This window comes from Povalibacter sp., from assembly GCF_036735925.1.
Lineage (GTDB): Bacteria > Pseudomonadota > Gammaproteobacteria > Steroidobacterales > Steroidobacteraceae > Steroidobacter.
Map to the genome: position 1 here is coordinate 21,367 of NZ_DAINNK010000055.1, position 14,675 is coordinate 36,041.

Here is a 14,675-nt window from a genome sequence, read left to right on the forward strand (position 1 = left end):
CAGCGAGGAAATCATGTCGTTGCGTACAGCTTCCATCCCGGCAGGACTCGCGCTTTCCTGTGTCGCGTTCGCTGCCGCAGCCGCGGGCACGAGCCGTGCGGAGTTCGGCAAGCTGCCCGACGGGCGGCGCGTCGAAGCCATCACGCTGCAGGGCGATCAGGGGATCACTGCAGTCGTCATCAACTACGGCGCGGCGCTGCAGTCGCTCGTCATGCCCGATCGCAACGGCAGGCGCGAGGACGTCACGCTCGGCTACGCATCGCTCGATGGCTACCTGGCGAAGCCGGAATACTTCGGTGCGACCGTCGGGCGTTTTGCGAACCGTCTCGCCGGTGGAAAATTCACGCTCGACGGCAAGCAGTATCAGACGCCGCAGAACAACAACGGCAATGCGCTGCACGGCGGCGACAAGGGTTTCGACAAGGTGTTGTGGGACGTCGTCGCCACCGGCACCGGCAATGAAGCGAGCGTCACGCTGCGCTATGTGAGTCCCGACGGCGATCAGGGCTATCCGGGCACGCTGACGGCCGTCGCGAAGTACTCGCTGAAAGGCAACGAGCTGCAGATCGAATATCGGGCCACGACCGACCGGCCGACCATCGTCAACATCACCAATCATGCCTACTGGAATCTGGCGGGCGATGGCTCGCCGCAGGGCGCGATGGGGCATGTGCTGACCATTCCGGCCGACGGCTACACGCCGGTCGATGCCGGGCTGATTCCCACCGGAGAAATCACGCCAGTGGCCGGCACGGCGTTCGATTTCCGCCAGCCGATGGCGATCGGTGCGCGCGTGCGCAACGACGATCCGCAGATCGTCATCGGTCGCGGCTACGACCACAACTTCGTGATCGCCCGCGACGTCGCGCGCGAGCCGCGCCTGCTGGCGCGCGTGGAAGAACCGACGTCGGGCCGCGGCTTCGAGCTGTGGTCCAACCAGCCGGGCCTGCAGTTCTATTCCGGCAACTTTCTCGATGCGACCGTGATCGGCAAGTCGCGCCGTGCGTATCGGCAGGGCGATGCCATCGCGGTGGAACCGCAGATTTTCCCGGATACGCCGAATCGTCCGTCTTTCGGTTCTGCGCGACTCGCACCGGGAGAAACGTATCGCAATGTCATCGTCTATCGATTCTTCTCTGGCAAGGCGCAGCCGCGCTGAGCGGCCTGACGTCGACACGGATCTATGAAGGAGACCGCGCAATGACTCGTATCGCTTCGATCGCACTCGCCGTGCTGGCGCAGGCCGCCGTACTGTTCGGCATGCCCGCCCACGCTGCCGAGCGCTGGACGGCCGCGAAGGCCAATGCCTGGTATGACAAGCAGCCGTGGCTGGTGGGCAGCAACTACAACCCCGCCAGTGCGATCAATCAGCTCGAGATGTGGCAGGCGGATACGTTCGATCCGCAGGGCATCGATCGCGAACTCGGCTGGGCGCAGGCCATCGGCATGAACACGATGCGCGTGTATCTGCACAACCTGCTGTGGGAGCAGGACGCGCAGGGCCTCAAGCAGCGCATCGACGAGTTCCTGAAGATCGCTGCACGGCACGGGATCAAACCGATCTTCGTGCTCTTCGACAGCTGCTGGGATCCGGAGCCGAAGCTCGGTCCGCAGCATCCGCCGATTCCGGGCGTGCACAACTCGGGCTGGGTGCAGGCGCCGGGTCGCGCGCGGCTGGAAGATGAATCGCGCTATCCGCTGTTGCGGCAATACGTGGAGGGCGTCGTCGGTGCGTTTGCGAAGGATGAGCGCATCCTGGCCTGGGACGTGTGGAACGAGCCGGACAACGACGGCGGCGGCAACTATCCGAAGCATCAGAACAAGCAGAAGTACGTGGAGACGCTGCTGGGTCAGGTATTCGACTGGGCGCGCAGCCAGAATCCGGTGCAGCCGCTGACCAGCGGCCTGTGGCAGCACGACGACTGGTCCGCCGCCAGGCTGACGGCGATCGAACGGATCCAGATCGAACAGTCGGATGTCATTTCGTTTCACGACTACAACTGGCCGGAAACTTTCGATCGCCGCGTGAAGCAGTTGCAGGCCTACGGCCGGCCGCTGCTGTGCACCGAATACATGGCGCGCGGCAATGGCTCGACCTTCGACGGCACGCTGCCGCTGGGCAAGCGCTACAACGTGGCCATGATCAACTGGGGCTTCGTCGACGGCCGGTCGCAGACCCGGCTGCCGTGGGATTCCTGGAAGAAGCCCTACACCGACGCCGAACCGACCATCTGGTTCCACGAAGTGCTGCGCGCCGACGGTACGCCGTACCGGCAGGCCGAAGTCGACCTGATCAAACGGTTGATGACAGCACCGAAGGGCGTCGTGCCGCACGACTGACGTTCCTTGCTGCGGCGCCGCTGTCGCTGCGGTGCCGCATCGTTTCGGAGATATTTATAAGACAAATAATACTTGTCAGACAATGATGACTGTGCTGGAGTTGGAAATCAGTCCGATCCGGTAATCAACCACGGTTTTTTCCGTTTCATAGAGACGCATCAGGGGGAGTAATGAAAACGAGCAACCGCGCTCTTTATTCAATGTCGGCAGCGATGCTGATGGGGTCGGCGCAACTCGCGCTGGCGCAGACATCGGGCAACACGAACGTCGGCAGCAGCGAGCTGGAAGAAGTGGTGGTCGTCGGCCTGCGCGCCAGTCTCGAGGCCGCCGCCGAGATCAAGCAGAACGCCGATCAGGTCGTCGATGCCATCGTCGCCGATGACATCGGCAAGTTCCCGGACAACACCGTCGCCGCCGCGCTGCAGCGCGTGCCTGGCGTCCAGACGGTCAACGGCTGGAACAACGAGATCATCAATCCGCTGATCCGCGGCATCGGCGACATCCTCACCACCGTCGACGGTCGCGAAATGTTCACCGGCGTGGGTCGCGGCTTCGCCTTCCAGGATCTGCCCGCCGAAGCACTGTCGCGCGCCAACGTCTACAAGTCGAACACCGCCAATCTGATCGAAGGCGGCGTGGCCGGCGTGATCGATCTGCGGCTGCACAAGCCGCTGACCTTCGAGCCCGGCACCACGGCAGTCTTCAATGCGCGCGGCACCTATCCGCAGGAAGCCGAAGAGTTCAACTACACCGTCGGTGCGCTGGTGTCGCATCGCCGGTCGACGGAGGGCGGCGAGATCGGCTTCCTGCTCGATGCGTCGTATTCCGACCAGAACTTCAACCGGCCGATCTCGTTCAACTGCGACCCGCGCTCCGGCACCAACGGTCCGTCGGGCGCGGCCGGCATCGTGCTGCCCACCTGCGTGGGCGGCCTCAACGACTACGGCGAGTACGAGCGCCCGCAGGTGAACGGCTCGATCCAGTGGAAGCTCAACGACAACTGGGAGATCTATGCCGACGGTCTGTACGCCGGCTATGACGCCACGTTCGAGACGGACTTCATCTTCTCCGACATCTTCGGAGCGCAGAGCATCACCAATGCGCAGGCGACGAACGATTGCTTCCGGGCGCACGTCGACGGCGCCGGATTCCTGGGCTCCGACGGCAGTCCGATCCAGGATCTCTGTTACGGCACATCCGCGACGTTCAACAACGTCGCAGGCCTGACCAGCACCCAGGCGAAGACCGGCGAAACCGATCAGTTCATGTACGCGACCGGCGCGCGCTTCGATTCGGGCGCACTGCACCTGGGTCTCGATCTGTCCTACGTCGAGTCGAAGAACTCGAACCGCAACATCATCGTCGACATCGGCAAGCAGATTCCGGTCGTCAACATCGCCATCAACAACGACAGCCACGGCACGACCGACATGCCGGGCAATCCGCTCGGCGATGCATCGGGATTCCTGTTCGCCAACAGTCTCTTCCAGGACATCAACACCGCCGACAGTTCGCTGTTCGCCGCGGCCGTGGATGGCCGGTACGACCTCGATGGATTCATTTCCCAGCTGCAGTTCGGCGCCCGCTACGGCGATCGCGATGCCGACTATCGCGCCATTGCCCCGGGCGGTCCGGGCGCTCCGGGCGGCAACCGCGTGACGCTGGTCGACTCGGTGGGATTGCCCGCCAACTTCCTGGTGCGATCGCCGGCGTCCATTCCTTTCATCAACGGCGGCGCACACTGGATGACGCCGGACGCGGACTACCTGCGCAACAACACCGATACCTTGCGCGCCATCTACGGCGCGCCGGCGGGCGATCCGCCGTTCGATCCGTCGCGCAACTTCGATGCCACCGAGGAAACGCTGGCCGGATATCTGCAGGCGAAGTACCAGACGACGATCGGCAACGTCGAAGTCGATGGTCTCGTCGGCGCGCGCGTCACGAGCAACGACCGCACGGTTTCCGGCACCGGCCGCATCGACGGTGTGCTGACTCCCGTGACGACCAGCACCAGCGAAACCGAAGTGCTGCCGAATTTCAGCGCCCGGGTGCGTCTGTCGCCGGATCTGCAGTTGCGTTTCACGGCGGCCCGCACGATCGCGCAGCCGGCGTTTGCCGATCTGAATCCCGGCGAGTTCTACGACCGGCCGACCAACGAGAACATCCAGCCGAACGGTTCGGGCGGCAATCCGAACCTGAAGCCGCAGAAGTCGGATGCCGTCGATGCGACGGTCGAGTACTACTTCGCCCGGAGCAGCTACCTGGCGGCGGCCGTCTACTACCGCGAGATCAAGGACCGCGTCGTGCGCTCGATCAGCCCGGAAGTCATCGATGGCGTCACCTACAACATGGATCGTCCCCGCAACGTGGGCGAGGCGACGCTGCAGGGTGTGGAACTGTCGGCGCAGGCGTTCTTCGATTTCCTGCCCGAAGGCTGGAACGGACTCGGCGCGTTCGCGAACTACACCTACGCCGACAGCGAGATCAAGACGGAAGACGATCCGCTCGACGGCGCACCGCTGCTCGGCGTATCGAAGAACAGCTTCAACGTGGGCCTGCTGTACGAGAAGTACGGCATCACCAGCCGTCTCGTCTATACATGGCGCGACAAGTTCGACGAGTTCCAGTTCGGCTGTCTGCTCGATTCCCAGGGAGATCAGGTGGCGTACTGCGGCAATCCGGATGCGCCGCCGGCGTTCAACAAGGTGAAGGCCTATGGCCGCCTCGACATGTCGCTGGGCTATGACTTCAGCGATGCGGTCACGGTCAGTCTGGAAGGCACCAACCTGACCGGCGCCGACTACTACAGCTACTTCAACACCACGACGTTCCCGCACGACATCCGCATCGACGACCGGACCTACGGCGTCAGCGTTCGCGTGCGTCTGTAACGACGAGCGCGGGTGCGTGTCCATGTCCATGAGGGCACGCACCCGCCGCAGTCTTTCTTCCTGTAGGTCAGGCTTCAGCCTGACTTCTTAAGAGGCCGGCTGAAGCCGGCCCCACAGCAAGAGCAAGAGCTGACCTGCAGCCTAGCGGCTGCGCTTCGGCGGAATCTCCGCCGTCTCGATCAGATCCAGCACGTCGGCAATGATCTTCTTCATCGCCACGCGCGCACCTTCCGGATGCTGGCGCGCAATCGCATCGCGGACCGCCGCATGATCGCTCACGCTCGCGGTGCGGCCCTTGATGCGGTTGGTGAACTGGATCGACGTACGCAGCGCCGTCGCCACCACATCGCGGAACTGCATGAAGAAGGGATTGCCCGACGCGCGCAGGATGGCGACGTGGAAGGCGATGTCGGCGTCGAGTGCGTTGTCGTGTCCTTCGTCGGCGGCTTCCATGCGCGCGAGCCCGGCGTCGATCTCCTGGCGCTGCCGTTCATCCGAGAACATGGCGGCCAGCGCTGCGGCTTCCGGCTCGATCGCCACGCGCAGCTGATTGAAGTGACGCAGCAGATCGACGGAGAACTTGCGTTCCAGCAGCCAGCGCAGCACGTCCGTGTCGAACAGATTCCACGAGGTGCTGGGCTGGATGGTGGTGCCCTGCCGGGGCCGCGCACTGAGCAGTCCTTTCGCCGTGAGCATCTTCACGGCTTCGTGCGTCACGGAACGGCTCACGCCGTGCTGCTTGGCCAGCTCCGCTTCCGTCGGAAAGATGCGCGAGTCGTAGCTGCCGATGACGATGGCGCGCCCGAGCGCATCGAGCATTCCGTACGTCAGGTTGCGGCCGAGCTGAACCGGCGTTTCGGCGGACGCGCCGCCGGAGGACAGCGAACTCGTTTGCGAGACAGCCGAGGCGCTCGCGACGCGTCGGGTGGGCGCATTCTTGCGCTTGCGAGTTACAGGTCCATTGATCATATAAAAGGACAATAACATGGACGGCCGCCGATTCAAGGCGGTCCGCCGGCGAGTGATCAGTCGCTGCTTTTTTCGATGCCGAAGCGCTGCACGAGTGCGTCGTACTGCTTGCGCGACAGCGTGATCATCGCACCGTGTCGCACCTTCGCCGGCAGGGCGTACTTGTCCCAGTCCTGGAAGAACGTGTAGCCCGAGATCTGATACCACGGGCCGGCGAGACTGCTGGCCACCGACAATCCATACGACACGCCCGGGTACTGTTCGTAGTACAGATACCAGACCTTGCCGTCCGGCGACGGAATCAGCATCGGCGCTTCGCGGAAGTTCGGACTGATCGGCGCGCTGAGATCCTTGTACGGGCCGAGCAGGGAATCCGAATGCGCGATGCGGATCGTCTTGCCCGTCACCCAGTCCAGCGTCGGATAGGTCTCGTCCTTGATGATCGTCCAGTACTTGCCTTCCGCATGCCGGATGAAGACGTCGATCGTGCCCATGTCCCAGTCGAACAGGCGCTGCGGCGGTGCGGAGAACTGCTTGAGGTCGGACGACGTCACGTACAGCGTGCGCTGGCTGGCCCAGTAACGTTCGGAATCCTCGGGCGTACCTTCCAGGTGCGGGGTGTGCCACGTCATGACGAAGCGTTTCGATGCTTCGTCGAAGAACAGCTTCGGCGCGCCGATGCGCTGCAAGGCCTGCGAATAGCCCGGCGTGGATTTCAGATCGGGGGTGTACTCGCTGTAGCGTTTCCACTCGATCAGGTCGCGCGACGACCAGATGTTGATCGTCGGCGATGCATCGCTTTCGTTGCCGGCGATGTAGTACGTGCCATCGGGGCCGCGCGCGATGTCGGGATGTCCGCGATAGTCGTCGGTGATGCGCTTGCCTGCGTTCAGGCGATGCCAGTGCAGGCCGTCGAGGCTCACGCTGTAGTAGAGGCGCCCGTAGTCGCTGTGCGTCATGTGCGCGAACAGGTATGCCTCGTTGACGGGCTTTTCGCCGGCGCGCACCTGACCCGGCGGATCGGGTTGCCGTGCGAATGCGGCTGCAGAGAACAGGCCGGCAATGAACAGGAGACGTCGGGAGATCTTCATACGCTTTCTCGCAGACAGGTGAATGGCCCGCACGCGGGCGAGTTCAGGACGACGGCTTCCTGAGGCGTTGATCCGGACCGGCGGGTTTGCCGAACACGGGTGCGCCGTCGTGGCCGAAGTGGAAAGGCTGAATGCGCGGCGCGCGCTTCGGCGTGCACTGCATGTCGGGCCCGGGATTCGCGTGATAGATGATCCAGTGTTCCTTGCCGTCGGGCGAGGTGAAGAAGCCGTTGTGACCCGGCGCGAACACGCCGTTCTCCGGCGACTTGGCGAACACGGGCACGGGCGACTTCTTCCACGCGTTCGCATCGAGCGGATCGCTGCCCGCAGGCGCGCGCAACAGGCCCAGCGCATAGTCGTCGGACCAGCAGGCGCTCGCGGAGTAGACGAGAAACAGATCGCCGGTCGGTCCGGCCAGGAATTCCGGGCCTTCGAGAATCTGGCGTCCGCCCTGCCGTTCCCAGGAAAGATCCGGGCGCGCCAGGGTCACTTCCGGACCGGTCAGCGTGACCGGATCGCTCATGCGCGCGATGGCGAGAACGCTGTCGGGCCCGACGTACGGCGAGTAGACGAAGTAGCGAACGCCCGCGTGGCTGAACGTCGTGCCATCGATGCCCGAGTAGCGCGTGTTGATGCGTCCACGATCGCGCCACTCGCCATGCAGCGGATCGGCGGAGTCGTTCTCGAGCACGAACACGCCGCGATGATCGTCATCGTCGTGGCCGCTCGCGGCAGCGGTGTAGTAGACGTACCACTTGCCGTCGATGCGATGCAGTTCGGGCGCCCAGATCGACTGGGCATTCGGTCCGCTGGGCGGCGGCGTCCAGATCGTCTTGTGTTCGGCGTGCTGCAGGTCGGCGATGTCGCGTGTCTTCCAGATGGCGAGGCGGTCGCCGAGCGTGTGCATGTAGAAGTAGTCGTCGCCGTCGCGCGTCACCCAGGGATCGGGACCCGAAGTCAGCAGGGGATTGGTGAAGAACTCATCGCCGGCGGGCGGCTTCTGCGACGCCGCAGTGCAGCCGGCTATGAGCCACAGGAGGGTGGCGAGCGCCGCGGCGCGCGCGGCGGAGGCGCCAGGCTTGGGAGTAGACATGAGGCCGGCTCTGCTCCGTGCGAGGGTAGAGCAGATTTATATGATAAAAAGCCGGTGAGGTCCAGAATTGGAGCTGTCAGCTGCCTTCCTCCCCTCCTCCGCTTGCGGGGAGGGCAGGGAGGGGGCGCTACCAATGGCACTGCAGCGTGAGATTGATACCGCCCTGTCCTCCTCTACCCCCGCAGGTGCCGATTGAAGAAAGCGATCGTGCGCTGCCATGCGAGTTTCGCGGCGGCCTCGTCATAGCGCGGCGTGGTGTCGTTGTTGAAGCCGTGCTGGGTGCCGGGATAGACGTAAGCCTCGTACTTCGCGCCGGCGCTCTTCAACGCAGTCTCGTACGCCGGCCACGCGGCGTTGACGCGCTCGTCGTTCTCTCCGAACTGCAGCAACAGCGGGGCCTTGATCTTCGGCACTTCGTCGGTCGCGGCGGCGGCTCCGTAGAAGGGAACGGCCGCATCGAGATCGGGCAGGCGCGTGGCGAGGAAGTTGGCGATGCCGCCGCCATAGCAGAAGCCGACCACGCCGAGCTTGCCGTTGCCGCCCGGCAGCTTCTTCAGGTACTGCGCCGTCGCGACGAAATCTTCGCGCGTCTTCGCCTGGTCGAGCTGGGCGAACAGTTCGCGCGCCTTGTCCTCATTTCCGGGATAGCCGCCCAGCGGATAGAGCGCATCCGGCGCAACGGCGATGAAGTCGTCGAGTGCAATGCGCCGCGCAATGTCTTCGATGTGTGGATTCAGGCCGCGGTTTTCATGCACGACCAGGACGACAGGCAGCTTGCCCGTGGCGGCAGCGGGCCGGACGCTGTAGGCGCGGACCTTGCCGTAACCCGGCGCCGGAATCTCCAGCCATTCCGTGACGAGCCGTGTGTCGTTCGGCTGCACCTGCTGCGCATGAGCGAAATCCGGGCTGAGCGCTTCGAGCAGTCCGGCGGCAGTCAGGCCACCGATCGCGAACTTCGCCGCCCCGTCAAGAAAGCCGCGGCGCGAAATCTGTCCATGCACGTACTGGTCGAAAAGGCCCCAGACCTCGGGCGAAAAGTCCTTGCTCGTTTTTCTGGTCATGACGATTTTCTCGGCTCGTTGGGATCGCGCGAGATTAAATCGCACGCCGAGTCCGAGTCATCCCGTCACGACGGAATGCCGATATAGCTGCGGGACTGGTTCCGGGCGGGTAACAGGGAGAGGAGATAACCGCAAAGAACGCATAGAACACAAAACAGATGAAGAGAATGGCCGCAAAAGGCGCAAACAAGAAGAATGTCTCTTTCTTCCACTTGGCGCTTTTTGCGCCTTTTGCGGCTATTCCTTCCGGCTAATTCTCAGCCGCCGCTGCTCGCCAGCGTGGCCTGCGACAGGGCGCTTTCCATCCAGCGGCGGACGCGGATGGCATCGGCAGTACGCGTGTACTTGCCGAAGGAATTCATCAGCACCATCACGATCGGGCGATCGCCGATGAAGGTCTTCATGACCAGGCAGCGACCGGCCGCCTGTGTGTAGCCGGTCTTCTGCAGGCGGATGTCCCACTCGGGTTTGCGGACCAGGCCGTTGGTGTTGCGGTATTCGACCGGGTAACGGCCGACCATCACGGTCTCGTCGGGGTCGGTGGAATACTTTTCGATCAGCGGATTCTGCGAGGCGAAGATGACGAGCCGGCTCAGGTCTTCGGGGCTCGCGATGTTGCCACTCGACAGGCCGGTGGTGTCGGTGAAATGCGTGCGTTTCATGCCGAGCGCCTTGGCCTTGGCATTCATCGCTTCGAGGATCGCGTCGGTGCCGCCGGGATAGGTCCGGCCCAGCGCATGGGCGGCATGATTTTCCGAAGACATCAGCGCCAGGTGCATGAGTTCGCCGCGCGTGAGTTCAGCACCGACGTGCAGGCGCGACGGCGCGCCCCTGTCGATGGCGCGGTCGGCGTTGGTGATCGTGATGACTTCTTCGAGCGGCAGAGCGGCGTCGAGCACGACCAGCGCCGTCATGAGCTTGGTGATCGAAGCGATCGGCGCGGCGACATCGGCGTTGCGCGACAGCAGGATCGAGGAATCGGATTCGTCGATCACGAGGACGGAGCTGGAGCGGATTTCGGGAGCGCTACGGCCATCGCCGGTCTTGACCAGGCCGAGCGGTTTGGCAACGACGGTCTTCGGCTTCTGCGCGGTGGCGGTCTTGGGTTTGGCGGCCGCAGTGCTGGCGGCAGTCGTCTTGCCTGGTGCGGTCGCCGGTTTGGTGGTGGTTGCGGTCGCTGCAGTCTTCGGCTTGGCCGTCGGCTGCGTCGTGGTCGTCGCGTTGGAAGTGATGGCAGCGAACACCAATGTGGCGGCCCACAGCGCCGATACCCCGACAGTCGATCGCATCATTGTCCCGCTCATCATCCGGGTGTGTTGAGATCGGCGGAGTATGCCTGTGTTATGTACGGAAGTGATCGGATTTTCCCGGAATACGCCGAGCACATCCCCTTCATCCGGACCGATCGCGCATGCACTTCACACTCGCGCGGCATCGAGCGTGACGCATGTCCGGTCGCGCGCCGGGCAATCGAGGAGATCATCGAGCTGTACGCCGGAGAGTGATTTCTCCTGTGGGGCCGGCTTTAGCCGGCCTTCCGGGGAGTCAGGCTGAAGCCTGACCTACAGAAGAAGTGGATCCGCGTCGCCGGATCGCCCACAGCGCAAAGAATGATCAAGCCTGCCGTCGTTCGCGACGCGCGGCGTAGCATCGGACGCACAACAACAGTGATCCGGGGGATCCGATGCCTCGCTCCTCGTTCGTCCGCGAACTCCGGCTCGTCGCGTGCTGCCTGCTGTTTTTCATCGCGGGAGCAACGCCGGCGCACGCGCAATCGACCGCCGCCGCGAATCCTGCAAAGCCTGCCTTCACCGAAGAATTCGCCACCATGCGCGACGGCGTGAAGCTCGCCGCGAACGTCTTCCTGCCCGGGGGCCAGGGACCGTTCCCGGTGGTGCTGACCCGCACGCCGTATCTCAAGGACGGCCCGATGTCGTCGGTGAGTCGCAAGTACATCGACGCGGGCTACGCCTTCGTCGTGCAGGACGTGCGCGGCAAAGGTCACTCGCAGGGCGAGTACCGGCCGTTCGTCGACGATCGCAACGACGGCTACGACACGGTGGAATGGGTCGCCAGACAATCGTGGTCGAACGGCAAGGTCGGCATGACCGGCGCCTCCGCGCTCGGCATCACCGCGAATCTCGCTGCCTCGGCCGCGCCGCCGTCGCTCGTCGCGGCGTATGTCGTGGTCGCGCCGCACAGCCGCTTCGAAGAAGTGACGTTCATGGGCGGCGTGGTGAAGGAAGCCGACACGGTCGGCTGGATGAAGCGGCAGGGCGCGGGCGATCAGGTGCCGCCGTTGCTGAAGCGCGTGATCTGGGACGAGCGCTGGAACGACGTCGAGTTCCACACGCATCTCGATCGGGTGAAGATCCCGATGTACAACGTCGGCGGCTGGTACGACATCTTCAACATCGGCAACCTGCGCAATTTCGCCTATCTGCAGAACCGCGGCGCGCCCGGTGCGAAGGGCAATCAGAAACTGCTGATGGGACCGTTCGGTCACGGCGCGCTCAGCGGCGATCTGCAATATCCGCAGGCCGGCGATATCCGTTCGCCGGGCGGCGCCGGGCCGGACCAGGAGCTGCGCTGGTTCGAGTACTGGCTGAAGGGCATCGACAACGGAATCATGCGCGAGCCGCCGGTGCGCTACTACCGCATGGCCGCCGCGAGAAAGGGCGAGGCGAGCGCGAACAACGAGTACCAGACGGCGGACAACTGGCCGCCGCAGTTCGCAGCGACGCGCTACTACCTGCAGCAGGATGGCGGGCTCGCGACACACGTACCGAAGGCGCGCAAGGCGAGCACGACCTACGACTTCGATCCCGCCCATCCGGTGAAGACTTTCGGCGGCGCGAATCTCACGTTCGAACGCGGACCGATGGACCAGCGCGCCGTCGGGCAGCGCCAGGACTACCTGCGATTCTCGACCGGGCCGCTGTCCGAGCCCGTCGCCATCACCGGTCCCGTGACGGCCGAACTGTGGGTGGCCACCGATGGTCTGGACACCGACTTCATGGCGAAGCTCGTCGATGTCTATCCCGACGGCTACGAGGCGCTGGTGCTCGATGCGCCGATCCGCCTGCGCTATCGCAACGGACGCATGAAATCCGACGACGCGAAAATGATGACGCCCGGCAAGCCCGAGAAGGTCACCATCGATCTGTGGGCGACCTCGCTGCTGTTCGAGAAGGGTCATCGCATCGCGCTGCACGTGACGTCGAGCAACAGCCCGCGTTTCGACGTGAACGACAACAGCGGCACCGCGCCGGGCGAGCCGCCGCAGCTCCGGGTGGCGAAGAACACGGTGTATTTCGACAGGGATCGCCCGTCGGCGCTGGTGCTGCCGGTGACCGCGCCGTAAGCCTGGAATCGGCGGCATGAGCGTCGCTGCACACGTCGAGAAGGTCTTCAGGCTTTAGCCTCAATGGCACTGACTTAAGCCATGCGATCGGCTTCTTTCTGTAGGTCAGGCTTTAGCCTGACTGTTTTCAGGCCGGCTGAAGCCGGCCCCACAGGAAGAATCCGCCCGGCTTACCTCCTGCACGCTCCTGTGCCATCCTCCGGCCACTGAATAACGGGGGAGCGTGCCGCGTGAGTGAACTGGTCCAAGCGCTGGACGGCCTGATCTGGAGCCAGCCGCTGATCTATCTGTGCTTGGGTGCCGGACTGTATTTTTCGGTACGCACGCGCTTCATGCAGGTGCGCGGTTTCTTCGAGATGTGCCGTCTCACGGCTTCCGGAAAAACGTCGGCTGCCGGCGTGTCGTCCTTCCAGTCGCTCGCCATGTCGCTGTCAGGCCGCATCGGCGTGGGCAACATCGCCGGCATCGCGACGGCGATCGCGGCCGGCGGGCCGGGAGCCATCTTCTGGATGTGGGCGATGGCATTCCTCGGCGCTTCGACCTCCTACATCGAATGCGCGCTGGGCCAGATCTACAAGCAGAAGGACGATCATGGCCAGTATCGCGGCGGGCCGGCGTACTACATCGAGAAGGGCATGGGCCAGCGCTGGTACGCCATCGCCTTCGCCATCTCCGCGATCATCGGCACCGGTCTGCTGCTGCCGACGGTGCAGTCGTACGAGATCGCCAGCAGCGTCGCGAATGCCTGGAGCATTCCCGCCTGGCTGACCGGACTCGCCATCGTCGTCGCGCTGGGCGTGATCATCGTCGGCGGCGTACGCCGCATCGCCAGCTTTGCCGAGATCGTCGTGCCGTTCATGGCGTTCGGCTACATGATCATGGCGATCGTGGTCATGGCGATCAACGCGGACCAGGTGCCGGCGATGTTTTCGCTGATCATGGACAATGCCTTCGATCCGGATGCGGCATTCGGCGCGATTATCGGACTGGCCGTGCAATGGGGCGTCAAGCGCGGCATCTACGCCAACGAAGCGGGGCAGGGCACTGGCCCGCATGCGGCGGCCGCCGCCGAAGTCTCGCATCCCGCGAAGCAGGGTTACGTGCAGGCGTTCTCGATCTACTTCGATACCGCCATCGTCTGCACCTCCACGGCGTTCATGATCCTGTCGACCGGCATGTACAACGTCATCCACCCGGAGACGGGCGCCGTCCTGGCGGAGAACCTGCCGCGTGTTGCCGATGCAACGGGCGCGCTGGTGCCGATGCCGGCGGGGTCCGGCTACACGCAGGCGGCGATCGAGTCGGTGTTCTCGGGCTTCGGCGCCAGCTTCGTCGCGCTTGCCATCCTGTTCTTCGCCTTCACGACCATCGTTGCGTACTACTACATGGCGGAGACGAATCTCGAATACATCGCGCGCAACAAGGCGCCCGGCTGGTCGATCAAAGTGTTGAAGCTCGCGATCATGGCGTCGGTCGGCTTCGGCGCCGTGTGGAGTTCGGAAGGCGTGTGGGCGCTCGGCAGCGTCGGCGTCGGCATCATGGCCTGGCTCAACGTCATCGCCATCCTGATCATCCAGCGGCCCGCGCTGCTGGCCTTGAAGGATTACGAAGCCCAGAAGAAAGCGGGCCTCGATCCGACGTTCGATCCCGACAAGCTCGGCATCGCCAATGCCGATCTGTGGAAGGAGATCGGCAGGAATACGCCCAGCCGCGCCGCCGTGGTCGGCGAACCGAAGGGCGAGACGACCTAGCCTCAGTCTGTTTCTTTCATTCTTTCTGTAGGTCAGGCTTCAGTCTGACTTCTCAGAAGGCCGGCTGAAGCCGGCCCCACAGGCTGGCCCGACCTCCGATCTTTCCCTCCCG

General features: G+C 64.0%; 10 protein-coding genes. 5 read left to right on the forward strand and 5 right to left on the reverse strand.

The features are described from left to right. The first annotated feature begins 13 nt into the window (after positions 1 to 13). The 3 genes from V7D81_RS16205 to V7D81_RS16215 all read left to right on the forward strand — a co-directional run bounded on the left by V7D81_RS16205 (position 14) and on the right by V7D81_RS16215 (position 5,234). Positions 14 to 1,159, forward strand: a complete 1,146-nt coding sequence (locus V7D81_RS16205) for an aldose epimerase family protein (RefSeq protein WP_324318121.1) — start codon at positions 14 to 16, stop codon at positions 1,157 to 1,159. 41 nt (positions 1,160 to 1,200) lie between these two features. After that, positions 1,201 to 2,340, forward strand: a complete 1,140-nt coding sequence (locus V7D81_RS16210) for a hypothetical protein (RefSeq protein ID WP_324318123.1) — start codon at positions 1,201 to 1,203, stop codon at positions 2,338 to 2,340. Between the two features lie 170 nt (positions 2,341 to 2,510). After that, on the forward strand, positions 2,511 to 5,234 hold the full coding sequence (locus tag V7D81_RS16215; protein WP_324318125.1) for a TonB-dependent receptor: 2,724 nt from the start codon (positions 2,511 to 2,513) through the stop codon (positions 5,232 to 5,234). A gap of 141 nt (positions 5,235 to 5,375) precedes the next feature. Here the strand turns inward: V7D81_RS16215 and V7D81_RS16220 are convergent, their stop codons facing one another. The 5 genes from V7D81_RS16220 to pbpG form a co-directional block, all read right to left on the reverse strand. Beyond that, positions 5,376 to 6,053 (reverse strand): FadR/GntR family transcriptional regulator, encoded by a 678-nt coding sequence (locus tag V7D81_RS16220; protein WP_349257676.1) that lies wholly within the window; start codon positions 6,051 to 6,053, stop codon positions 5,376 to 5,378. A gap of 206 nt (positions 6,054 to 6,259) precedes the next feature. Beyond that, a complete protein-coding gene (locus V7D81_RS16225; protein WP_324318129.1) occupies positions 6,260 to 7,294 on the reverse strand; it encodes a family 43 glycosylhydrolase in 1,035 nt (344 codons plus the stop codon). A gap of 43 nt (positions 7,295 to 7,337) precedes the next feature. Then, entirely contained in the window at positions 7,338 to 8,387 is a 1,050-nt protein-coding gene (locus V7D81_RS16230) for a glycoside hydrolase family 43 protein (protein WP_324318131.1), read from the reverse strand. A 173-nt stretch (positions 8,388 to 8,560) separates the two neighbouring features. Continuing rightward, entirely contained in the window at positions 8,561 to 9,448 is an 888-nt protein-coding gene (locus V7D81_RS16235; RefSeq protein WP_324318133.1) for a dienelactone hydrolase family protein, read from the reverse strand. 257 nt (positions 9,449 to 9,705) lie between these two features. After that, positions 9,706 to 10,740, reverse strand: a complete 1,035-nt coding sequence (gene pbpG / locus V7D81_RS16240) for a D-alanyl-D-alanine endopeptidase (RefSeq protein ID WP_324318135.1) — start codon at positions 10,738 to 10,740, stop codon at positions 9,706 to 9,708. 392 nt (positions 10,741 to 11,132) lie between these two features. Between pbpG and V7D81_RS16245 the strand changes: the two genes are divergently transcribed. Further along, positions 11,133 to 12,812 carry a CocE/NonD family hydrolase gene (locus V7D81_RS16245; RefSeq protein ID WP_324318137.1) on the forward strand — a complete coding sequence of 560 codons (1,680 nt, stop codon included), beginning with the start codon at positions 11,133 to 11,135 and terminating at the stop codon, positions 12,810 to 12,812. A gap of 230 nt (positions 12,813 to 13,042) precedes the next feature. Next, on the forward strand, positions 13,043 to 14,563 hold the full coding sequence (locus V7D81_RS16250) for an alanine/glycine:cation symporter family protein (RefSeq protein WP_324318139.1): 1,521 nt from the start codon (positions 13,043 to 13,045) through the stop codon (positions 14,561 to 14,563). Positions 14,564 to 14,675: the final 112 nt, after the last annotated feature.